The organism is Bacteroides sp. OM05-10AA, from assembly GCF_003439055.1.
GTDB classification, from domain to species: domain Bacteria; phylum Bacteroidota; class Bacteroidia; order Bacteroidales; family Bacteroidaceae; genus Bacteroides; species Bacteroides intestinigallinarum.
The window spans coordinates 208,210-230,039 of record NZ_QSUR01000005.1 but is presented as its reverse complement, the minus strand read 5'-3'; the positions used below and the strand labels follow the sequence as shown (position 1 = coordinate 230,039).

Below are 21,830 nucleotides of genomic sequence, written 5' to 3'. Positions count from 1 at the left end.
TAGTTAAATCTTCCTTTCTGCTCAAAACACCCGCTCGTTATTCGGCAAAGTTGGTGTATAAGCGGAACTCGTGTGCAGGAACACTGATCTTTTTTTCTCCCTCCACGGGATTCCCATTTTCCAGATATAGATACCATGTACCTTCAGGAATAGTATAATCGATAGATGCATTGGTGAAATTCGCATACACATGAAGTTGTTTCCCATTCACAGCTTTCAATGTCAGTGTACGTCCATTATCCCAATCATTATAACTGACTTTCCAGGTAAATTGAGAAGAAGCGTTGAATAAATCGGAGTGTGTTGTCCGTAGAGTGATTAGTTTTGTATAAATATCTACCAAGCTTTTACGCTCTGTCTGATATTCCCAAAGGACTGGTTTCTTTCCGGTACGTCCATTTTCGTCTATTGAAATATCATACCCCATTTCGCCGAATTGCCAAAGCATTTTCGGACCTGGAACCGTAAAGAAGAATGCGGCGTTGGATGATAACTGTTTGAGCCGTTCGGACAGGTTGGTTTTTAAGGCTCCATTTCCGTATTCAATCTGTTTATAGGCACACCGCTCTTCGTCATGACTTTCCATATAGCCCACAAATTGATTCGGACGGGTGGTGTCATATAATCCGGAGAAATCACTATTATCTTTCCAGCCCATAGCCGACTGACAATAAGAATGGTTCATATTCCTCCAAAAATGAATTCCTTCTGTGGCTAAAGTTGTTTCTTCATTTGCACAGAAATGTTCCATGGTAACCATTGCATCTTCTTTGACAGCTTTTACGGCTTCGTAGTATTCTTTCAGTACTGATACACGAGCAGGGTCGGTTGCCGCCAAATCATCATCACCTGTTGTCTGTTTCTGTGTGAAACCTTTGGTGAAATCGAAACGGAAACCGTCGATGTGGTAAGTATCTAACAGATATTTCAGGTTGCGTTTGACAAAAGCTTTTGTTTGTTCTGAAGTGTGATTGAAATCATCCGGTGAAAAAACATACTTCTGATGCGGTGTTACAGCGTTCAGCCATGGATTCTTAGTGGAAGGGCGGTTATTAAACGTATCCCAGTACATACGGGCAAACGGATTATCATTGTTCGTATGGTTGTAGACTACATCGAAAATAACGGCGATTCCATTCTGATGGCAGGCGTCAATAAAAGCTTTATATTCATTTTGAGTTCCATACGAGGCATCCAGTGCAAAGTATAGTCCGGTGTTGTATCCCCAACTGTCATTACCTGCAAATTCTTGTACAGGCATCAGTTCGATAGCATCTATTCCCAGTTCTTTTAAGTAAGGCAGCTTTTCCATTGCTCCTGCCAGATTTCCACTGGAAGTAAAATCCCGCAACAAGAGCTCATAGATAACCGGATTTTCTTTATTCTTCATCTCAAATTCTCCGGCACTCCATTGATAGGGTTGTGGGTTTGTGCTTACGACTGATACGTAAGGTGCTTGTGCGCCAGTGGGAAAGTTGGTATCCACTCCCTTTTCCAATGCTTGCTCACAATAAGGATCGCACAAGTAAGTACCGCCATCCGAAGCACTGTACACAAAGTACTGGAACTGTGTTTCACCGGCAGTCAATTCCTCCAGAGTGATCCACCAGCAATGGTTTGTTTCGTCATATTTCATCATGTAGCGACTATCCAGTTTCCAGTTGTTGAAATTACCTGTTACAAATACACAATCTTTATGACCGCCCTGACTGTCCTTATCATATAATACAAGCGTTATCGAAGTGGCCGAATGGATATGAATACCCTCTTTTTCTTCTCCGGATATGGGGAGAGGGGCTTTTTGCGGTTCTTCCCAGATAAATCCGTTTTGACTATCTTCTACTAAAGTTGCGTAATCGTAGGTTTGTTGGCTACCTTCCGCATCACGTACAATCAGGTTAATGGTCTGTAAGGGAGTAGATGGAGCAACAGAATAGAAATGGCGGATAGATGAGGAAAGGGTGATACTCCACACATTGTCCTTTGTCTTTTTCAGTCTGTATTTATTCTGATTATCTCCCCATGTAGGTGCACCTGTCCAGTTTGCTCCTGTTCCGGAGTGTAAGTACAAGTCGTCAGCGTAACCATAGAAGTTACTTCCTTCGGGTGCTTTGAAGGTGATAGTCAGTGGTTCATCCGCTTTAGGAATAGCCGGATCAAAATTAAATCCGTCGTGGAGAACTTGTTCTTCCGGGGCAGGATCAGTTCCGGACGAAGGACGCTCGCCCGGCATCAACGGATCATCATCTGAACAAGCTCCAAAGCTGTTGAGTATCAGCAATAAAAGGAGCCAAATATATTTAAAGTCTTTCATAAGCCTTATTTTAGAATTCTTCTTCCAATGTAGTGGTACTATATTTAGCTTTGAGTGTGTCAGATTTCGATCATATCTCAAATCTCCTCTTTCCCGAAGAGGGAGACTTGAGATATGATCGTAATTGATTCTACTCGTTGTGCTGTTTAAGAGTGTCTGATAGTTATTCGACTTTACCTTTGCCTGTCGTAAAGTTAATATGGACTTTCTGACCGGCTTTTACATTACATTCGTAGCCAAGTTCGCTTAGATTATCCGATACGTTCTTATTCTCACGGTAAACGATAGTACCATCGCCTTCATTAGCCAGATCAAGTGTAAATTCGCTCTTCCACCAGCCTCCGGCATCTACAGCCGTAGTAGAAATACGTGCCATGCCTGTAACGGTTGCTGCCGGTGATATGAAGTCGCTTGTTTTATCGGTCGGAATCCTGAACAAGGTCGTTTCATCGCAATTCCACGAATTGTTAATCACACCTCCCAACAGGTAAACTTCCGGCAAACGGAATGAAATTGTTTTTCCTTCTGTAGTCACTGCGACAATTACCAGATACCATCCGGATTTACCAATGCCAATATTGCCTCCTGAGGATGTTAATTCGGCGAAATCAATTGCTTCCGGAGATAAGATTTCTTCGTCATAACCAAAGTCTCCTTCCCATTTTCTAACCGGAGCAAACTTGATTTGGTCTCCCGCCGTATAATATTGTATACTCCAGAACATTCCGGGAGTCTGTGTGACAGGAACCATTTCAGGAGCTACTGCCCAATCCCACCCAAGACTGTACGGAGATCCATTGATGTACATGTGCTCGGGTAGATCCTCCTTGATTGTGTATGTATAATCTTCTACATTAATCGTAATTTTCATTTTCTTTCCGCCGGCGCAGGTGAGATTATCCGGGTCGGCTCCTTCTTTATCCCTGAAAGCCAATAATCCCGGATCCGGATCTTCTATTACTTTGGAAGCACCCAAGGCTCTTTGCCAGGCATCCGGAGCTTCTATCGCACTTCCCGGGACAATCTTGAAATCAAACTTCTCTTCCGACTCGACGACTACTGAAAAGAGATACTGATTGTCTTTGTCTACTTCGAGCTTTGTGGCTGTCGATTTGTCCATCTGCCAGCTGTTTAGATCACCTACTATATAGTATTCCGTATCCACAGCCGGAGTTGCGACCGGAGTGATGGCAGATTGCATTTCCGGGTATTCAGTCAGTGAAGTTGCTTCACCGTTGGTTGTCATGACTACCGGTGTCAGCTTTAAAGTGACTTCGCGCTCTAAAGATTTTTGTGACTTATACAAACTTGCCACTTTTTGGTCAAGTTCTGTCAACCTGACTTTTATATTCCCATCTTTTACTTTTGACGGTAGATTTAATATCTGCCCTTCGGCAACTAATTCTATATTACAAGCTGTGAGTGAGAAGTTTTCTGCAATCGAAGAAACAGAGGCGATTACCACAGAATCGCCCGGCTGTTCTTCAAGTTTCATACTGGCAACCGGAGTTATATCTACCATTGCAGTTATAGCTTCTTCCTGGGGATTGGACTGGGGATCAGCCCAGTCCTTAAAATCTTCATCGCAAGCGGTGAAAGCTGCCGAAGCAAGCAACAGACACGCCATATATGATAATCTTTTCATGATATTCAGTTATTAAAGTTAACGATTATTGAGTAACGGAACCTGTTTTCTGAACAAAGTTCAGATTTATTTTCTGCCCTGCCTTAACGTTTATCGCATATTCAGGACCTATTTCCGACCAACTGTCAATCACACTTTTGTTTTCACGGAACACGATTTTTCCATTAGGTATAGCGAACTCCGTACGCCACCAGTCTTCTCCCGGAACTTTGACGGACATACGCAATTCTCCGCCTCCGGTGCATACCGGTGAAACAAAGTCTGCATCTGCCGTTGTTGGTGCTTGGAATTTGCCTTTATCGCCGAATGTCCAATCTCCTATAGCATTGCCTATCAGACAAACTTCGCCCGGAGCAATATCCAGCGTAAAGGCATAATCAGTCCCTTTGATGCTTACAGACATGATCACTGTATACCAGCCTGTGACATTAACGCTGATATTTTGTCCGCCAAATCCATCATCCGATCCGGTGAATGCATCCGAGGCTATTGTCAGACGTGGATCGTTGAATCCGATGTATTCTCCTTCTTTAGTACCGAACTTGAACATATCAGTGCCTCCGAAATAGAATAAACCGAAGAACTTGGACATTCCGTTTACTGCTGCCAAAGGCACCCAGTTGCTCCAATTACTACCTGCCATCGAGCCATTGATAAATATACTGGAAGGTAATTCGAGAGGCGGTACAGCTTTATATCCCAATACTTTGGGAAGTTCAATTACATTCGAAAAAGCGATGCCACGACCACTATCGGTCAGTTCCGCTTTCAGGCGTACATAAACGGGTATGGGAGTGGTCGGAAATTCTTCATCGGAGGATGCACTCCACAAGTCTCCCAGTGCCAATGCAAATTCTAAAGCTTTCACTTCCATTTTGGCAGAAGAATGGGTAGTACCCAAAGTTGTATAATTAGCTTCCGTATTTGTCTCTGCATGAGCGTCAACGAAATTTTCTTCCAGTGAAATTTGTACTGAATAAGTGGTTGCCATCGGAATCCCGTAATCCGGTTGTGTACAGGTTAATTCCAATGATTCGGAGTTTTTAAGGTCGTACACGTTGTTGGAAGCAAAAGCTGGCACATTCAGTACGAACGTATCCGGTTCGTTCAACACAGGGTTGCTGTCACGGTCTGCTTCACAGGCGGACAGAGCTAGTAGCCCCATTGTCAATGTAAATAGTTTATATAGGTTTTTCATTGTTTTCAGTCTTTAAAACGTGAATAAAGGTTCTATCAATATCCCGGATTCTGAGTCATATTTGTATTCGTCAGCGTTTCTGTTTTCGGTATCGGATAGAGATTATAGATCGAACTCACACCGTTTCCTTCAAAGGAACCGCCTTTCCAATCCCAGAGGTAGGTGCTTGAGGTGAAATAGCCATAACGGATCAAATCTGTGCGTCTGAATCCTTCCAGATACAATTCGCGGGCACGTTCATCCAGAATATAATCTAATGTCAGGTTATTGGCAGAGGGTATTTCTGTTGCTTTGGCACGGTCTCTGAGGGCTTTGATATCCAACCAAGCATTTTGTTGTGCATTTGCGCCGCCTGCTCTCAAATAGGCTTCCGCGCGAATCAGATAAGCTTCCGCCAAACGGAAGAACGGAATGTCCGTATCAGGAATTTTAGCATCGTGAGCGGGTTGTCCGTCCGAGCGCAGATTACTCCATTTCATAAATGAAAGTCCGTCGGTGAATTTACCTACACTTTCCAGTTCGGCTTTGCGACCGGTTGTATAGAACAAGGCGCGTTCATCTTTTGCAGCAGCCTGCACATCTCTCACATTCTGCCATTTATTATCGGTATATTCGGTGAAAGGAATATCCTCACTGTTTGCGAAGAACTTGTCAACCAGTGCTTTGCGTGTACGGATACATTCCCAAGGGTCATTTGTTCCGCGATTCGGCATGTCGCTCTTTTGCGTTGCAGCAATCAGGAAGTAACTTCCTCCGTAACTCTTTGCTTGTACACCATCCTGACGGATAGAAAGGATGATTTCTTTTTTAGCATCGGGATTTTCATCATTGTCTGCCATAAAAAGTTGTTCGTAATTTCCACACAATCCGTATCCATTGGAGGGATCGAGCACTTTGCCGGCATAGGTGATAGCATCATTCCAACGCGGTTGTCCGGTGTATACTTCGGCATTGAGATACAAACGGGCACGCAGCAACCAGCAAGCAGCTTTGTCGGCACGTCCGAAAGGAGCTTGACGCGGTTCGCTCATATCATTTTCGATGCTTTCCAGTTCGCTTTCAATATAAGCGAACAGTTCGGAGGCCGTCTTTTGAGGAGGATTCTCTTTGGAGAAGTGTTCGGTGAAAGGAGCTTTTCCGAAGGTGTCCATCAGATAATAGTAAAATAAGGAACGGAGAAAACGGGCTTCGGCACGTTGCTGAACGGAGGTAGCATCCTCTTTTCCGGCGATCTGATCCAGGAAGAAATTGCAGAGTGTGATATTATATGCTAAACGATTATATAATATTTCTGTCTGCTGATGAGAGGAGTTCCAACGCATATAAGTTAGTTCGGGGATACCGGCATTTTCTTGCCAGGTCCATATCATCTCATCAGTGCCATATTCATTGTTAGTGAAAAGAGCGCGATAGAAACAGGATTGACCTTCGTCCTTTACTGCGATATCCGGATCTTCGCTCAATTTTTGTCCGGTAAGTCCCAGTGAAGCGTATAGTTTGGTAAAGTACATATCTTGGTCGAAGGTGGCAGTCATCTGAGGATCGATTGGAGATATATCCAGGTCATTGATACAGGAGGTCATTCCGGTGGTCAGGCTAAGGAACAACGCTGCTGAAACTATTGATTTTATATATTTGAACTTCATAATAGTCTACTTTTTAATAAATTACAATCTTAGAACTGAAGACTTAGCCCGAACAGGATAGTGATCGGATGAGGATAAATGTTCCTGTCAATACCTGCTACTCCGGCATCATTTCCTGAACTGATAACCGATTCAGGATCGAGTCCTGTATACTTGGTGATAACGAAGGGATTCTGTACAGTACCGTAAATACGGCCGTTGATACCTTTATAAGCCTGGGACTTCAGTAAATTTTTGAAGCTATAACCTACTGTTATGTTATCACAACGCAAGAATGAAGCATTCTCAACGAAACGATCGGACAGATAATAGTCTCCCTTTCCTTCAAATCCCAGATTCACGGCAGCTGTCGGGCGGTTGGAATAGTATCCATGATTAAAGATTCCTCCCTTGCCGACACTGGATTTACTGGCCAGTACGTCATTGTACACATAGTTATTCAGGCTGGCACGGAGGGCAAAGCTTAAATCCCAATTTTTATAAGTGAATTTGGAAGTCAGTCCCATCAATACGTCAGCGGCAGGTTTTTTATAGATATATTTGTCCGAAGCGTTGATGACACCATCTCCGTTACGGTCTACGAACATGTTTTCAATCGGTTTTCCATCCTTATCATACACTTGTTGGTAAACGAAGAATGAGTTCATCGGATAACCTACTTTCTGTACCTGGCAGGTTGCACCGCTAATACCAGTAGATACACCTCCGGTTTCTACATAGTAATTAGAATCATCTCCTCCGGTCAGTTTAGTGATTTCATTTTTGTTCCAAGTGATGTTATATCCCAAGTCCCAGACAAAATCTTTGGTTACAATAGGTTTGGCATTGATGGTGAATTCAAGCCCCGTATTTTTTAATGAACCGATGTTGCTGATCAGTTGGGTATTAAAGTTAGTCCCCGCCGCAATCTTTACGGTATTGATTAAATCGTCGGTTTTCCGGTAATAGTAATCCATCGAGCCGGAGATACGTCCGTTCAGGAAAGCAAAGTCGAAACCTGCGTTATAAGTCGTTGTCTCTTCCCATTTCAGGTCTTCGTTATAAGCTTTAGGACGCATAGTGCCATAATAGGTATCCCCGAAAGGATAATAACCTCCGGCTGCGTTGACGCGGTACAGTGCCATATAAGGGAAATCATAATCGTCGCCTAAGTTCTGCTGACCCGTGATACCCCATCCGAGGCGGAGTTTCAGATCTGACAATACTTCTACGTTTTTCAGGAAATTTTCTTCTTTCAGTTTCCATCCCAAAGCAACAGAAGGGAAGCTACTCCAACGGTTGTCTTTAGAGAAACGGGAAGAACCGTCCTGGCGGAAAGTGGCTGTCAGCAAATAACGGCTAAGTAATGTATAATTTACGCGGGCAAAATAAGAAACTAATGTACTGTGATGTCCCCAGGCTGTTTGTGAGCGCAGATTCGGATTGTAGGCTTCGCCTGTTAACGGATTTGTTCCTTGTCCGACTTTATATCCGGTATAGTGGAAATGTTGCTCTTCACCACCCAGTATTACGTCGACATAATGATCCCCGATTTCTTTGGAATATTGTGCATAGGCATTCACCGACAGGTTATATTTGTAGCCGTAGTCAGTCCCGTTCCAACCATAGTAATAAGAGCCCGGGGCATAAGGTGAATTTACATTCTTTTCCTTACCTTCCGAGTAGTCACCGCCTACGTTAGCATGGATATGCAGGTCAGGGAGGAAGTGGAATTTATAGTCTACTTCTACATTGCTGATAAAACTGGTGTTTCTGGAAGTATGTTTCTTTAGTTTCAGTAGGGAAACAGGGTTGGCGGTTGAATTACTTTCCAGTGTAAGCGGCCATTCCGGATCGTTATATGAACTACCGTCACTGGTCGGTTGGTAGAATCCACCGAAGTTTTTGTACATGTCCGAAGAGTCATATACAGGTTGGGTCGGGTCCATGGTCAAAGCTGCGCCGATAGCCCCGTCGTCAGCATAACGTTGGTTGGCCCACATCATTTTAGCATTGATATTGAACTTCAGGTGATCTTTAAAGAAAGAGGGTGTCAGATTGACGGAGGCGGTATAACGCTCGAAATTAGATGTCATCAGGATCCCATTCTGATTGGTGTAACCGAAAGAAACACGATAAGGCATATTTTTCAAACCACCGCTTACAGTCACGTTATGGTCTGTACTAACGGCTGTCTGGAAAATTTCTTTCTGCCAGTCAGTGTTTGCTTCACCGAAGGGGCTTGGAGCATTTCCTTCACCATAAAGTTTGGATACGTATCCTTTGAATTCATTGGCATCCATTACGTCTATTGTCTTTTGCAGTATACCGGCGGAAACGTTACCTTCATAGTTCACCTGTGGTTTGCTGCCTGCTTTCCCTTTCTTTGTAGTGATGATAATCACACCATTAGAAGCACGTGAACCATAGATGGCGGTGGCCGAAGCATCTTTCAAAACAGTGAAAGTTTCGATGTCATTCGGGTTTACCATTGCCAAAGGATTAGTCAAACCTTGCACACCGCTATTATCCATTGCCAGTCCGTCGATAACGATCAACGGATCGTTTTTGGCGTTCAATGATGAACCACCGCGAATACGAATCGTAGCTCCTCCACCCGGAGTACCGCTGGAAATTACATTCACACCGGCTATTTTACCTGTTATCATATCCTGTGCGCTGGTGGTTACTCCTTTGCTGATTTTATCCGGCTTGATGGCAGTAACTGATCCCGTCAAGTCGTTTTTCTTTACTGTTCCGTAACCTACAACGACTACGGCGTCCAATACTTGAGAGTCATCTTCCAGTGTGACCATTACCGAAGGAGCTGCTTTAATTTCTGCTGCTTTGTAACCGACGAATGTAATGGACAGAATAGAATTTTGAGGAACATTCAATGTGAAGTTACCGTCAAAGTCAGTGATGGTACCCGTTGTGGTACCCTTGGCAATGACATTGGCGCCAATCACGGGTTCGCCCATAGCATCTTTCACATGTCCTTTGACTGTGATTTGCTGTGCATAAGCGCCCAATGATAAAAACATCCCTATTAACAAGGGGAGAATCGTTTGAACGATTCTAAATTTAACTTGCTTCATGCATTTAAAAAATTAAAGTTAACAATATAGTAATATTATTTCTCTCTCTTAAAAGTTTCTTTAAAAATACCATTGAAAACACTTTTTTTAAGACTATCCTTTATTTATAGTCTTTTCAATCCCTTAACCTCTGATTTGTTTTTCACCTCTTTGATACTGATTGCGTATCCACCGCCATTGGCAGCGTGCAGATTCAGTTTGCTTTTATTATTCAAGATACCTTTTTTGATGGTGTATGCCTGCGGGTTATCTTTCCAGTCGGCATCTTTGGCATCTGCGTATACGGTAGCGACGTATTGTTTTCCCGGTTCCAGGAAATCGAACGTTAATTGGGAGTCGTGGCCGTTTTCACCGGCTGTGCAGCCTATGTACCAGTCGTCCGTTCCTTTTGCTTTGCGGGCAATTGTGATGTATTCTCCCGGTTCTGCTTCCAGATAGATTGTTTTGTCCCAGTCGAGAGCGACGTCTTTGATAAACTGGAAAGCATCCATAAAGCGTTCGTAGTTTTCCGGAATATCGGCAGCCATCTGCAAAGGGCTATACATGGTGACATACAATGCCAGTTGGCGTGCAATGGTTGAACGTACCTGGGAGTTGTTTGCCGGATTCATCTGGTTACAGTGAGTCTCGAAGATGCCGGGAGTGTAATCCATCGGACCACCGACCAGGCGTGTGAAAGGCAGAATCGTCGTGTGGTATACTTTATTTCCTCCAAATGATTCATATTCTGTTCCACGTGCGGATTCATTACCGATCAGATTGGGATATGTACGGCAGATACCGGTTGGACGGGTTGCTTCGTGTGCATTGACCATGATTTTATAATCGGCGGCTTTTTTCACGGCATACAAGTAATGATTATTCATCCATTGACCGTAATGATGTTCTCCGCGTGGAATGATATTACCCACATAACCGCTTTTAACCGAGTTATATCCATTGTCTACCATGAATTGGTAAGCTTTATCCAGGTGACGTTCGTAGTTGCGAACAGATGCAGAAGTCTCATGGTGCATCATCATTTTAATTCCTTTGCTTGCAGCATAACGATGGATTTCCTGTACGTCGAAATCAGGATATGCAGTCAGGAAGTCAAATACATAGTCTTTGCTGTTGCCGAACCAGTCTTCCCATCCTTCATTCCAACCTTCTACCAGCACTGCATCAAATCCGTTGGCTGCGGCAAAGTCGATGTAACGTTTCACGTTAGCTGTATTGGCAGAATGTTTGCCGTTCGGTTTGGTTTTGGAGTAGTCTGTAACGCCAAGTTTCACGCTGGTCAGTTCATCTGTATAAGCCCAGGAACCTTTTCCGGTAATCATGTCCCACCATACGCCTATATATTTCACCGGTTTAATCCAGGAGGCGGCGTCTGCAATCTTACAAGGTTCGTTCAGGTTGAGGGTGATGCGGGAGGCGAGAATGTTACGTGCATCATCACTGACGATGATCGTACGCCACGGAGAGTTGCACGGAGTCTGCATGTAACCTTTATCCCCTTTTGCATCCGGTGTCAGCCAGGATTCGAATATCATGTTTTTGTCGTCCAGATTGAGGTGCATACAAGAATAATCAATCAAAGCGGCTTCGTGCAGATTGATGTATAAACCATCATCTGTTTTCATCATCAGTGCCGTCTGTACACCTGTCGGTGAAAATGGGGTTTGAGAAGAATTTGGAGTGATCGCCTGTTGCATCAAACCTCTGATTTCCGATAGACGGGAGATGGTGTAGTCGTACTCTTGAGTGTCGTAATCGCCCGGTATCCAGTATGCGATATGGTTGCCTGCCATGGCAAATTGGGAATGTTCTTCCTTGATAACGAAGTAGTTCAGTGATTTCTGTTGCGGAAATTCATAACGGAATCCCAAACCATCATTGAACAGGCGGAAGCGAACAACGATGGAACGGTCGTTCATTGGCTGAAACAGAATGACTGCCAGTTCGTTATACTGATTGCGGATTTCCTTTTCTTCTCCCCAGACTGGTTGCCAGGTTTCGTCAAAGGTAGTCGTTTGCGCATCTTTCAGCTTGAAGCCATTATAAAGATTGGATTTAGAATCGAGCTTGGTGAGGTCTCTGCGGTCTACCCAGTCAAAGTCGGTTCTGGTATTATCTTCTTTTTTCAATTCCAGTCCGAGAGTGCTCGGCTTAATTACCACCTTGCCTTTGTAAGTCAAGTCGTAGGTTGGTGCGCCTTCTTTGTTAACCTGAAAGGTCAGAACCAGATTGCCATCCGGTGAGGTCAGTTTCTGTTGTGCATTCGCAATGAATGAGATGCAAAGGAATGCGATGATCGAAAAAAACTTTTTCTTTTTCATTCTATTTATGGTATTAAATTGTAAGCTAACCGATATTTCTATTCCTGTTTGTTTCGGATATTGCAAATGTAGCAACCACCTTCACTTTTTTGCTTGATTAGAATAAAAATACAAGTTTGTATAAATGCTAGTATCTTGTTTTATAATTGTTTATCTATCTGATTTCATTGGATAAATATAAGTCGTAGTGAACTTGCTTAGAAGGCTAAAAGGTATATCCCACGGCTTGGAAGTGTTAATTCATTTCTTAATTCAATCTTTTTGTCTGTGAGCAAATCATGAGCAGACGAGGTGGAGAGTATTTCCTGATAAGGATGTAAGTCAATAGTCTGTTCCCGGTCGTTTCCATTCAGAAAGACAACGACTGATTGGTTACCGTATTTGCGTTCATAAACATAAATGCCTTTATTGGGTGCGAAATGTTTTAGTTTGCCTTTGGCGATGACTTCATTTCCTTTTCTCCATTGGAGCAGTTTTTGCATAAAAGAGAAGGCTTCATTTTGTTGCGGAGTACGGTTGGTTGCTTCAAAACAGTTTTTGGCGTCATTCTGCCAACCTCCCGGAAAGTCACATCGGAGTAATCCGTCTCCATTTGCTTTGTCGGCTGCCATCAGGATTTCAGTTCCATAATATATTTGTGGAATTCCACGGGTAGTCAGTAAGAATGTCAAGGCTTGTTTATATCGGTTCAGGTTCTTGGTATCTTCCTCCGAACGGTAGAAACGGGAAGTATCGTGATTATCGAGGAAGGTCAGCAGACTCATTGGATCGGCGTAGACAATATCCTGTGAGAGGTATTCGTAGAGTCTGAAAAGTCCTCCGTTCCATTCGGTGGTTTCTTCGTCGAAAGCTTTATTTATTTCTTCCATCAGTGGGAAATCCATGACAGTAGGAAGATAACTGTTTTTCGGATAAGCAAGTTTACTGTCTTTCTGCCAGTAGGAGATCAGTACATTGCTGCCCAGCCATGTCTCACCGACAATGTTGAATGAAGGATATTCATCATTGACCGCTTTGCACCAATGCGCCATCATTTCAAAGTCGGCGTAAGGATGTGTATCCTGGCGGATTCCGTTGATACCCGCATATTCTATCCACCAGATACTACTCTGTATCAGGTAAGTGGCTACGTGACGGTTTCGTTGGTTGAAGTCCGGCATAGTCAGTGTGAACCAACCGTCAATGGCCAGCTTTTTATCATAATCGGAAGTATAAGGGTCCATTTGGGTGGCAGTTTTGAAACTGGTCTGCATGTAGTTTCCCTCAAAGTTGAACCAATCTTTGGCAGGCATGTCTTTGAATAGATAATTGTTCGAACCGCAATGGTTGAAGATCATGTCCATGACTACCTTTAGCCCTTTAGCATTGGCTTCTTTTACGAGATTGCGAAACTCTTCATTGCTTCCGAGGCGACGGTCTACTTGATAGTAATCGGTGATGGCATATCCATGATAAGAGCCTTCCTTCATGTCATTTTCCTGAATCGGGTTAAGCCATATACTCGTAACTCCGAGGTCTGCAATATAATCCAAATGTTTCTCTATTCCTTTTAAATCACCGCCATGACGGGCGAAAGGTTCGTTGCGGTCTATGTTTGCTTCCAACATTCCGGGAATTATATCATTGGAGGGGTTGCCGTTGGCAAAGCGGTCCGGCATAATGAGATAAAGTACATCACTGGAGTTGAAGCCTTCTACTGCTGAAGTATTCTCTTTGCGCTGTTTAAGTTCGTATGGTATTTTAGTCTGTTTTTTACCTTGTTTCAGGAGAATGTCGAAGTGCTGAGGGATAGCTTTTGAAAGATCTAAATATAAGATCAGATAATTAGGATTTTCCTGTTTCACCACGTCCTGCAGGGTGATGTCATTAGAAGAAATACTTACCTCTGCGGATGATATGCCATCGCCGTATAGAAGTATTTGTAGTTCGGGATTCTTCATTCCTGCCCACCAAAAGGTAGGAGCCACTTTCTTTATATTGGTTGCGGCGAATGCTTGATGATAACCCGATAGAAGTAATAGTAAAATAGCAAATAACAAATTTCGTTTCATGGTAGCTAGATTTTTAACTGTTTGCTCGGAGAACCGATGATGCAAATGTAGGGGGATGCTGTGCACCTTTGTGAGATTAGAATGGAAATATAAACCTGTTATCTGACTATGTTGCTGATAATTAGTTGGATATTCTAATACCTTATGCCGAAAAATACAAGTGAAAATGAAAATAGTTATACCCATATTTTTCGTTTTCATTACTATATTTCTTATATTTGTAACATCTTTAAAAAGGAACCTTATGAAAAATCTAACCCTTTATATGCTATTTCTTCTTTTGCTCTTTCCTTTTTCGTTGTGTGCAATGCATACGGATAATGCGGCTGCTCTTAAAAAGCTGGATGAAGTTATAAGCAAGAAAGAGACTTTCCAGATTCGGAAAGAGAAAGAGATTAATAACTTGAAATTAGAACTTGCCCATTCTACTGATCCTGTTCGAAAATATGAATTATATGCCTCTCTTTTTGGTGCTTATTTGCATTATCAGGCAGACTCGTCCTTATATTATATTAACCGTGAGATGGAAATCCTTCCATTGTTGAACCGCCCGGAATTGGAGTATGAGATCATCATTAATCGTGCTACGGTAATGGGAGTAATGGGAATGTATATAGAAGCCATTGAACAGTTGGAGAGGATTGATCCTAAAAAATTGAATGAGTGGACTCGGTTATCTTATTATCAGACGTATCGTGCCTGCTACGGGTGGTTAGCAGATTATACGACCAATAAGAATGAAAAAGAAAAGTATTTGAAGAAAACCGATTTATATAGAGATTCCATTATTGCTGCGATGCCTCCAGAGGCAAACAAAACGATTGTTTTAGCCGAAAAATGCATAATGAACGGGAAAGCCGATGTCGCTGTGGATATGCTGAACAATGCTTTGAAAGAAATTCAGGATGAACGTCAGAAAGTATATATTTATTATACTCTTTCCGAAGCTTATAGTATGAAGAAAGATATCGAAAAAGAAGTTTACTATCTGATTCTGACTGCCATTGCGGATCTGGAAACTCCGGTGAGGGAGTATGCTTCATTGCAGAAACTCGCGCATCTGATGTATGAATCAGGAGATATTGACCGTGCCTACAAATACTTGAGTTGCTCGATGGAAGATGCTGTGGCGTGTAATGCCCGTTTGCGGTTTATTGAGGTGACGGAGTTTTTTCCGATTATCGACAAGGCGTATAAATTAAAAGAAGAAAAAGAACGTGCCGTTTCCCGCGCTATGTTGATTAGTGTCAGTTTGTTGTCTTTGTTTCTTCTGATTGCTATTTTCTATCTATATCGTTGGATGAAGAAGTTGTCTGTTATGCGGCGGAATCTTAGTCTGGCTAACAAACAAATGTCTGCGGTCAACGCGGAACTGGAGCAAACCGGAAAAATAAAAGAAGTCTATATCGCCCGCTATCTGGACAGATGTGTCAACTATCTCGACAAACTGGAAACTTATCGTCGTTCATTGGCAAAATTGGCAATGGCATCGCGTATCGAAGATTTGTTTAAAGCTATCAAGTCCGAACAGTTTATCCGGGATGAGCGGGATGAATTCTATAATGAGTTCGACAGGTCTTTTCTGAAACTTTTCCCGAACTTTATTTCAGCTTTCAATAATTTGCTGGTAGAAGAAGGAAGAGTGTATCCTAAATCCGATGAACTTCTGACAACAGAACTTCGTATCTTTGCCCTTATCCGTCTGGGAGTAGTAGACAGTAACAAGATTGCTCATTTTCTCGGTTATTCTTTGGCAACTATCTATAATTATCGTAGCCGGATGCGTAATAAAGCTGCCGGAGATAAAGATATGTTCGAGCAGAATGTAATGAACCTATAATGTTATTCACAGATAGCAATATGTTATTACTTCGTAATATACGAGCCAATAATGCTTGTGTATAAAGCAAATATCTACTTTTAGTGTTCAATAATCCACTGTGCATCTCTCTTTTTTTTCTACCTTTGTAGACAACTAATCTAAAATAAATATACTAGAAAATGAAAAAGTTAGTCTACACACTGTTCTTTGTCCTTATCTCCGTTGTAGCCAACGGGCAGGCAAAGTACGTATTCTATTTCATCGGAGATGGAATGGGAGTCAATCAAGTAAATGGTACGGAGATGTATCAGGCGGAAATTCAAAATGGTCGTATTGGAGTCGAGCCTTTGTTATTTACTCAATTTCCGGTTGCTACCGTAGCAACCACTTTCTCTGCTAAAAATTCAGTAACAGACTCTGCAGCTGCAGGTACTGCATTGGCAACAGGAAAGAAAACTTATAATGGCGCTATTTCTGTAGGAGAAGATAAAAATGCTATTCAGACTGTCGCAGAAAAAGCAAAGAAAGCAGGAAAAAAGGTGGGCGTAACGACTTCTGTCAGTGTGGATCATGCTACTCCTGCCGCATTTTATGCACATCAACCCGATCGTAATATGAATTATGAAATTGCTCTTGATTTGCCGAAAGCCAATTTCGATTTTTATGCAGGCGGTGGTTTCTTGAAACCTACCACCACTTATGACAAGAAAGAAGCTCCGAGCATTTTCCCTATTTTTGAAGAGGCAGGATATACAGTAGCACGTGGTTACAATGACTATAAGGCAAAAGCTGCAAAAGCAGAAAAGATGATCTTGATTCAGGAAGAGGGAGCCAATCCTTCTTGTCTGCCTTATGCTATTGACCGCAAAGAGAATGATTTGACATTAGCACAAATTACGGAAAGTGCTATTGACTTTCTTACTAAAGGCAATAATAAAGGCTTTTTCCTGATGGTAGAAGGAGGTAAAATAGACTGGGCATGCCACGCTAATGACGCCGCTACTGTGTTCAACGAAGTGAAAGACATGGATAATGCCATCAAAGTAGCTTATGAATTCTATAAGAAACATCCGAAAGAAACGCTGATTGTGATTACCGCAGACCATGAAACAGGTGGTATCGTGCTCGGTACGGGAAAATATGCGTTGAACCTGAAAGCATTGCAATATCAGAAACATTCTGCTGACGGACTTTCACAACGTATCAGTGAATTGAGAAAATCAAAAGGCAATAAAGTCACTTGGGAGGACATGAAAACATTCCTCGGCGAAGAAATGGGCTTCTGGAAACAATTCCCTCTTTCTTGGGAACAGGAAAAGACGTTGCGTGATGAATTTGAGAAATCATTCGTGAAGAATAAAGTCGTATTTGCTGAAAGTATGTACTCTAAGAGCGAACCGATGGCTGCACGTGCAAAGGAAGTGATGGATGAAATCGCTATGATAGGTTGGGTAAGTGGCGGGCACTCTGCCGGTTATGTTCCTGTATTTGCTATTGGTGCAGGTTCTCAACTGTTTGGTGAGAAGATTGACAATACAGAAATTCCTAAAAGAATTGCGAAAGCTGCAGGATATAAATAATAGAACTGTATGAATATAAAAATAGCCGGAAGTCCTTGGACTCCCGGCTATTTTTATATGTTTTTGCAAATTATGCTTTCACACGTCCTACGTAAGAACCGTCACGAGTATCGATTTCGATTGTTTCACCCTCGCTGATGAACAAAGGAACACGTACTGTTGCACCTGATTCCACAGTTGCAGGTTTCAGTGTGTTAGTAGCTGTATCACCTTTCATGCCCGGTTCTGTATAAGTCACCTTCATCTGAACCTTGATCGGCATGTCTGCATAAAGTACAGTTTCAGTAGAAGCATCAGAAACAACTTCCAATACTGAACCTTCGAGCAGGAAGTCAACACCATTAATCAGATCGTGAGCGATAGGATGTTGGTCGAATGTTTCCTGGTTCATAAAGATATAATCTTCTCCTTCTTTATATAAAAATTGGTATGGACGACGTTCTACACGTACATCTTCCAACTTTTCACCGATGTTGAAACGGCGTTCGAGAACGTATCCGCTAACTACATCTTTCAGTTTAGTACGCATAAAAGTGTTACCTTTACCTGGTTTTACATGCAGGAATTCTACACAGAAATAGAGCTTTCCGTCCATACGGATACAAGTTCCGTTTTTGATGTCTTGAGCATTAATCATACTGCTATTTTTCTTATTATATTATTGTTATTTAATTGTTTTCGCAGGAATTCGACTGCAAAAGTAATCTAAATCGGTAAAAAACACAAAAACTTTTGAGCAAAAATGAGTTATCTCTTGGTTAATTTAAAAAAAGTGCCTATTTTTGCAGCCCGATTACGTAGAATAATAACATAAAAACAAGATACAGTAATGAAAAGAACATTTCAACCCTCTAACAGAAAGAGAAAGAACAAACACGGTTTCCGTGAGAGAATGGCATCGGCTAATGGTCGTAGAGTATTAGCTGCTCGTCGTGCGAAAGGCAGAAAGAAACTGACTGTTTCTGATGAGTACAACGGACAAAAGTGATAATCACTTGTCATCAGGAAACAAAAAAGGCGGAGAATTTAATCTTCGCCTTTTTTGTTTCTCTGTTTTTCAAGGGGATAGTATGTTAAAAAGCGGTATTGTTTGCTCTTATTTATGACTTTTTGCTTTTCTTTGTGAGATTAAATAAAACTCATAAACGAACATACGCGATGGTAGAGTATATCCGGGACATGAAACCCCGTATCATTATAATAAGGTTGTTGAAATCTATAGGAGTGGGGATTATAGTTGCAGCAATTCTGGCGATGATAAGCGTCTTTGCATAATAGGTAGGGACATTTTTCATCGCCTACTTTTTAAAAGTTCAACTATTTTGTCGTATCTTTGGCGCATATTAACAGCAATGCGTATGACTATTAAAGAATTCTTTTCTTTTAAAACCAATAAATATTTCTGGGTGAATATTATCGCCATGATTGTGGTGATGGTAGTGATGATATTTGGTGTGTTGAAATGGCTTGATATACATACACATCATGGTGAAAGCGTGGTAGTTCCCGATGTGAAGGGAATGACAGTGGAAGAAGCTACGAAGATGTTCCGGAATCACGGTTTGGTATATGTGATTTCTGATACCAAATATGTCAAAGATAAAGCAGCGGGTATCATTCTTGAACTGAAACCGGGAGCCGGTGAAAAAGTGAAGGAAGGACGTACAGTATACCTGACAGTCAATACCCTGGATGTCCCTTTACGTGCCATTCCCGATGTGGCGGACAACAGCTCGCTCCGCCAGGCACAGGCCAAGTTACTGAATGCCGGTTTTAAACTGAATCAGATTCAATTGGTAAATGGTGAGAAAGACTGGGTGTACGGCGTGAAGTATCAGGGACGTCAGTTGGCTGCCGGAGAAAAGATTCCTTTGGGAGCTTCTTTGACATTGATGGTGGGAGACGGCTCCGGTGATATGTCGGAAGAAGAGGACTCGGTCGATGTTTCCGTGGATACGGAGAAACCGGTTACGTCGGAATCATCACCTGCTCAAGATGATAGTTGGTTTTAATAGATAAATAACAGAAACGGACTCGCATGATAGAGGAAGAACTTCCGGATGAACTGGAGAATGATTTGGATGATATAGAACCTGTCGGTGACGAATCCCAGCTTTACGAACACTTCCGCGTGGTTGTAGACAAGGGACAGGCGATGGTCAGAGTCGACAAATATCTGTTCGAACGTATTGTCAATGCTTCGCGCAACCGTATTCAGAAGGCTGCCGAAGACGGATTCGTTATGGCCAATGGCAAACCGGTGAAGAGTAGCTACAAAGTGAAACCGCTGGATGTCATTACGGTGATGATGGACCGTCCCCGTTATGAAAATGAAATTATTCCTGAAAATATTCCCCTTACTATCGTTTATGAAGACCCTTATCTGATGGTTGTGAATAAACCGGCGGGATTGGTCGTGCATCCGGGACACGGAAACTATCACGGCACGCTGGTCAATGCGCTGGCCTGGCACATGAAGGATATACCGGATTATGATGCCAATGACCCGCACGTGGGACTTGTTCATCGCATCGATAAAGATACTTCAGGCTTACTGGTGATTGCCAAGACACCGGATGCCAAAACAAATCTGGGAATTCAATTTTTTAATAAGACTACCAAACGCAAATATCGTGCTTTGGTGTGGGGTGTTGTGGAACAGGATGAAGGAACGATTGTCGGTAATATTGCCCGTAATCCGAGAGACCGGATGCAAATGGCGGTGATGTCCGATCCGACAGTGGGCAAACATGCCGTGACACACTACCGCGTACTGGAAAGACTGGGATACGTAACCCTTGTGGAATGTATACTTGAGACAGGACGTACTCATCAGATTCGTGTCCACATGAAACATATCGGTCATGTGTTGTTCAATGACGAACGCTATGGCGGTCATGAGATACTGAAAGGAACCCATTTTAGTAAATACAAACAGTTTGTAAATAATTGCTTTGACACTTGTCCCCGACAGGCTTTGCATGCTATGACGTTGGGGTTTGTGCATCCCGTCACAGGTGAAGAGATGTATTTTACTTCCGAACTTCCGGATGACATGAGCCGGCTTATCGAGAAGTGGAGAGGCTATATAAGTAATAGAGAATTAGAATGAAACGCAACATCGCTATCGTAGCAGGAGGAGATACCTCTGAAATCGTAGTTTCCCTGCGTAGCGCACAGGGTATTTATTCCTTTATTGATAAGGAAAAGTATAATTTGTATATCGTGGAGATGGAAGGCCGTCGCTGGGAAGTACAATTACCGGACGGAAACAAAGTGCCGGTGGATAGAAACGACTTTAGTTTTACGAACGGAACGGAAAAGGTTGTGTTCGACTTTGCTTATATCACCATCCACGGTACGCCGGGTGAGGATGGCAGGCTGCAAGGCTATTTTGATATGATGCGTATTCCGTATTCCTGTTGTGGAGTGTTGGCGGCTGCCATTACTTATGACAAGTTTACCTGCAATCAATATCTGAAGGCTTTTGGAGTGCGCATTGCCGAATCATTGTTGTTGCGCCGGGGACAATCGGTTTCTGACGAGGAAGTAGTGGAAAAGATTGGCCTGCCTTGTTTTATCAAGCCTAGTCTGGGAGGTTCGAGTTTCGGAGTTACGAAAGTGAAGACAAAAGAACAAATACAACCGGCCATTGTTAAAGCTTTCGGAGAAGCGGAAGAGGTGATTGTTGAAGCGTTTATGGACGGAACGGAACTGACTTGCGGCTGTTATAAGACAAAAGAGAAGTCGGTCATCTTTCCACCTACGGAAGTAGTGACGCACAATGAGTTCTTTGATTATGATGCTAAATATAATGGACAGGTAGATGAAATCACTCCTGCGCGTATCTCGGATGAATTGACCAAACGCGTACAGATGCTGACTTCAGCTATCTATGATATATTAGGTTGTTCCGGCATTATCCGTGTAGATTACATTATAACTGCCGGTGAAAAACTGAATCTTCTCGAAGTAAATACTACTCCGGGAATGACTACTACCAGTTTTATTCCCCAGCAAGTGCGTGCAGCCGGACTGGATATAAAGGATGTGATGACTGATATTATTGAAAACAAGTTTTAGGTATTAAGTATCAAGTATAAAGTATTAACCATGCGGTTTGTACGCAGTCTAATACTTTATACTTATTACTTAATACTTGAGCACATAATACTT

General features: G+C 42.5%; 14 protein-coding genes. 6 read left to right on the top strand and 8 right to left on the bottom strand.

Annotation, left to right across the window (positions count from 1 at the left end):
* Positions 1-37: 37 nt before the first annotated feature.
* The 7 genes from DXB58_RS05955 to DXB58_RS05925 all read right to left on the bottom strand — a co-directional run bounded on the left by DXB58_RS05955 (position 38) and on the right by DXB58_RS05925 (position 14,252).
* On the bottom strand, positions 38-2,314 hold the full coding sequence (locus DXB58_RS05955; RefSeq protein WP_004305044.1) for an alpha-amylase family glycosyl hydrolase: 2,277 nt from the start codon (positions 2,312-2,314) through the stop codon (positions 38-40).
* A gap of 163 nt (positions 2,315-2,477) precedes the next feature.
* The gene (locus DXB58_RS05950; protein ID WP_004305043.1) at positions 2,478-3,959 is read right to left on the bottom strand and encodes a DUF5115 domain-containing protein; all 1,482 of its coding nucleotides are present in this window, start codon (positions 3,957-3,959) and stop codon (positions 2,478-2,480) included.
* Positions 3,960-3,984: 25 nt separating this feature from the next.
* A complete protein-coding gene (locus DXB58_RS05945; RefSeq protein ID WP_008997936.1) occupies positions 3,985-5,157 on the bottom strand; it encodes a SusF/SusE family outer membrane protein in 1,173 nt (390 codons plus the stop codon).
* A gap of 35 nt (positions 5,158-5,192) precedes the next feature.
* On the bottom strand, positions 5,193-6,803 hold the full coding sequence (gene susD / locus DXB58_RS05940) for a starch-binding outer membrane lipoprotein SusD (protein ID WP_008024454.1): 1,611 nt from the start codon (positions 6,801-6,803) through the stop codon (positions 5,193-5,195).
* A gap of 29 nt (positions 6,804-6,832) precedes the next feature.
* The gene (locus DXB58_RS05935) at positions 6,833-9,880 is read right to left on the bottom strand and encodes a TonB-dependent receptor (RefSeq protein WP_004299756.1); all 3,048 of its coding nucleotides are present in this window, start codon (positions 9,878-9,880) and stop codon (positions 6,833-6,835) included.
* 104 nt (positions 9,881-9,984) lie between these two features.
* Complete coding sequence (locus tag DXB58_RS05930) at positions 9,985-12,201, bottom strand: glycoside hydrolase family 97 protein (protein ID WP_004299757.1); 2,217 nt, start codon at positions 12,199-12,201, stop codon at positions 9,985-9,987.
* A gap of 197 nt (positions 12,202-12,398) precedes the next feature.
* The gene (locus tag DXB58_RS05925) at positions 12,399-14,252 is read right to left on the bottom strand and encodes a glycoside hydrolase family 13 protein (protein WP_122136203.1); all 1,854 of its coding nucleotides are present in this window, start codon (positions 14,250-14,252) and stop codon (positions 12,399-12,401) included.
* 244 nt (positions 14,253-14,496) lie between these two features.
* On the opposite strand from DXB58_RS05925, the gene DXB58_RS05920 reads away from it, so the two are divergent.
* Both DXB58_RS05920 and DXB58_RS05915 read left to right on the top strand, forming a co-directional pair.
* Positions 14,497-16,092: a DUF6377 domain-containing protein gene (locus tag DXB58_RS05920; RefSeq protein WP_004305037.1), complete on the top strand. Its 1,596-nt coding sequence runs from the start codon at positions 14,497-14,499 to the stop codon at positions 16,090-16,092.
* Between the two features lie 161 nt (positions 16,093-16,253).
* A complete protein-coding gene (locus tag DXB58_RS05915; RefSeq protein WP_004299760.1) occupies positions 16,254-17,654 on the top strand; it encodes an alkaline phosphatase in 1,401 nt (466 codons plus the stop codon).
* 70 nt (positions 17,655-17,724) lie between these two features.
* Here DXB58_RS05915 and efp read toward each other — a convergent pair whose 3' ends face one another.
* Complete coding sequence (efp, locus tag DXB58_RS05910) at positions 17,725-18,291, bottom strand: elongation factor P (protein ID WP_004299761.1); 567 nt, start codon at positions 18,289-18,291, stop codon at positions 17,725-17,727.
* A 192-nt stretch (positions 18,292-18,483) separates the two neighbouring features.
* On the opposite strand from efp, the gene rpmH reads away from it, so the two are divergent.
* The 4 genes from rpmH (at position 18,484) to DXB58_RS05885 (ending at position 21,737) form a co-directional block, all read left to right on the top strand.
* The gene (gene rpmH / locus DXB58_RS05905) at positions 18,484-18,642 is read left to right on the top strand and encodes a 50S ribosomal protein L34 (RefSeq protein ID WP_004299762.1); all 159 of its coding nucleotides are present in this window, start codon (positions 18,484-18,486) and stop codon (positions 18,640-18,642) included.
* Positions 18,643-19,012: 370 nt separating this feature from the next.
* Entirely contained in the window at positions 19,013-19,666 is a 654-nt protein-coding gene (locus tag DXB58_RS05895; protein ID WP_008776429.1) for a PASTA domain-containing protein, read from the top strand.
* Between the two features lie 26 nt (positions 19,667-19,692).
* On the top strand, positions 19,693-20,766 hold the full coding sequence (locus DXB58_RS05890; RefSeq protein WP_122136202.1) for an RluA family pseudouridine synthase: 1,074 nt from the start codon (positions 19,693-19,695) through the stop codon (positions 20,764-20,766).
* The gene (locus DXB58_RS05885; protein ID WP_115483784.1) at positions 20,763-21,737 is read left to right on the top strand and encodes a D-alanine--D-alanine ligase; all 975 of its coding nucleotides are present in this window, start codon (positions 20,763-20,765) and stop codon (positions 21,735-21,737) included. The genes DXB58_RS05890 and DXB58_RS05885 overlap by 4 nt, the downstream gene beginning before the upstream one ends.
* Positions 21,738-21,830 lie beyond the last annotated feature (93 nt).

Excerpts from the sequence above, each read along its gene's own strand:
- DXB58_RS05955 (WP_004305044.1), bottom strand. The coding sequence starts at position 2,314 with ATGAAAGACTTTAAATATATTTGGCTCCTTTTATTGCTGATACTCAAC.
- DXB58_RS05950 (WP_004305043.1), bottom strand. The coding sequence starts at position 3,959 with ATGAAAAGATTATCATATATGGCGTGTCTGTTGCTTGCTTCGGCAGCT.
- DXB58_RS05945 (WP_008997936.1), bottom strand. The coding sequence starts at position 5,157 with ATGAAAAACCTATATAAACTATTTACATTGACAATGGGGCTACTAGCT.
- susD (WP_008024454.1), bottom strand. The coding sequence starts at position 6,803 with ATGAAGTTCAAATATATAAAATCAATAGTTTCAGCAGCGTTGTTCCTT.
- DXB58_RS05935 (WP_004299756.1), bottom strand. The coding sequence starts at position 9,880 with ATGAAGCAAGTTAAATTTAGAATCGTTCAAACGATTCTCCCCTTGTTA.
- DXB58_RS05930 (WP_004299757.1), bottom strand. The coding sequence starts at position 12,201 with ATGAAAAAGAAAAAGTTTTTTTCGATCATCGCATTCCTTTGCATCTCA.
- DXB58_RS05925 (WP_122136203.1), bottom strand. The coding sequence starts at position 14,252 with ATGAAACGAAATTTGTTATTTGCTATTTTACTATTACTTCTATCGGGT.
- DXB58_RS05920 (WP_004305037.1), top strand. The coding sequence starts at position 14,497 with ATGAAAAATCTAACCCTTTATATGCTATTTCTTCTTTTGCTCTTTCCT.
- DXB58_RS05915 (WP_004299760.1), top strand. The coding sequence starts at position 16,254 with ATGAAAAAGTTAGTCTACACACTGTTCTTTGTCCTTATCTCCGTTGTA.
- efp (WP_004299761.1), bottom strand. The coding sequence starts at position 18,291 with ATGATTAATGCTCAAGACATCAAAAACGGAACTTGTATCCGTATGGAC.
- rpmH (WP_004299762.1), top strand. The coding sequence starts at position 18,484 with ATGAAAAGAACATTTCAACCCTCTAACAGAAAGAGAAAGAACAAACAC.
- DXB58_RS05895 (WP_008776429.1), top strand. The coding sequence starts at position 19,013 with ATGACTATTAAAGAATTCTTTTCTTTTAAAACCAATAAATATTTCTGG.
- DXB58_RS05890 (WP_122136202.1), top strand. The coding sequence starts at position 19,693 with ATGATAGAGGAAGAACTTCCGGATGAACTGGAGAATGATTTGGATGAT.
- DXB58_RS05885 (WP_115483784.1), top strand. The coding sequence starts at position 20,763 with ATGAAACGCAACATCGCTATCGTAGCAGGAGGAGATACCTCTGAAATC.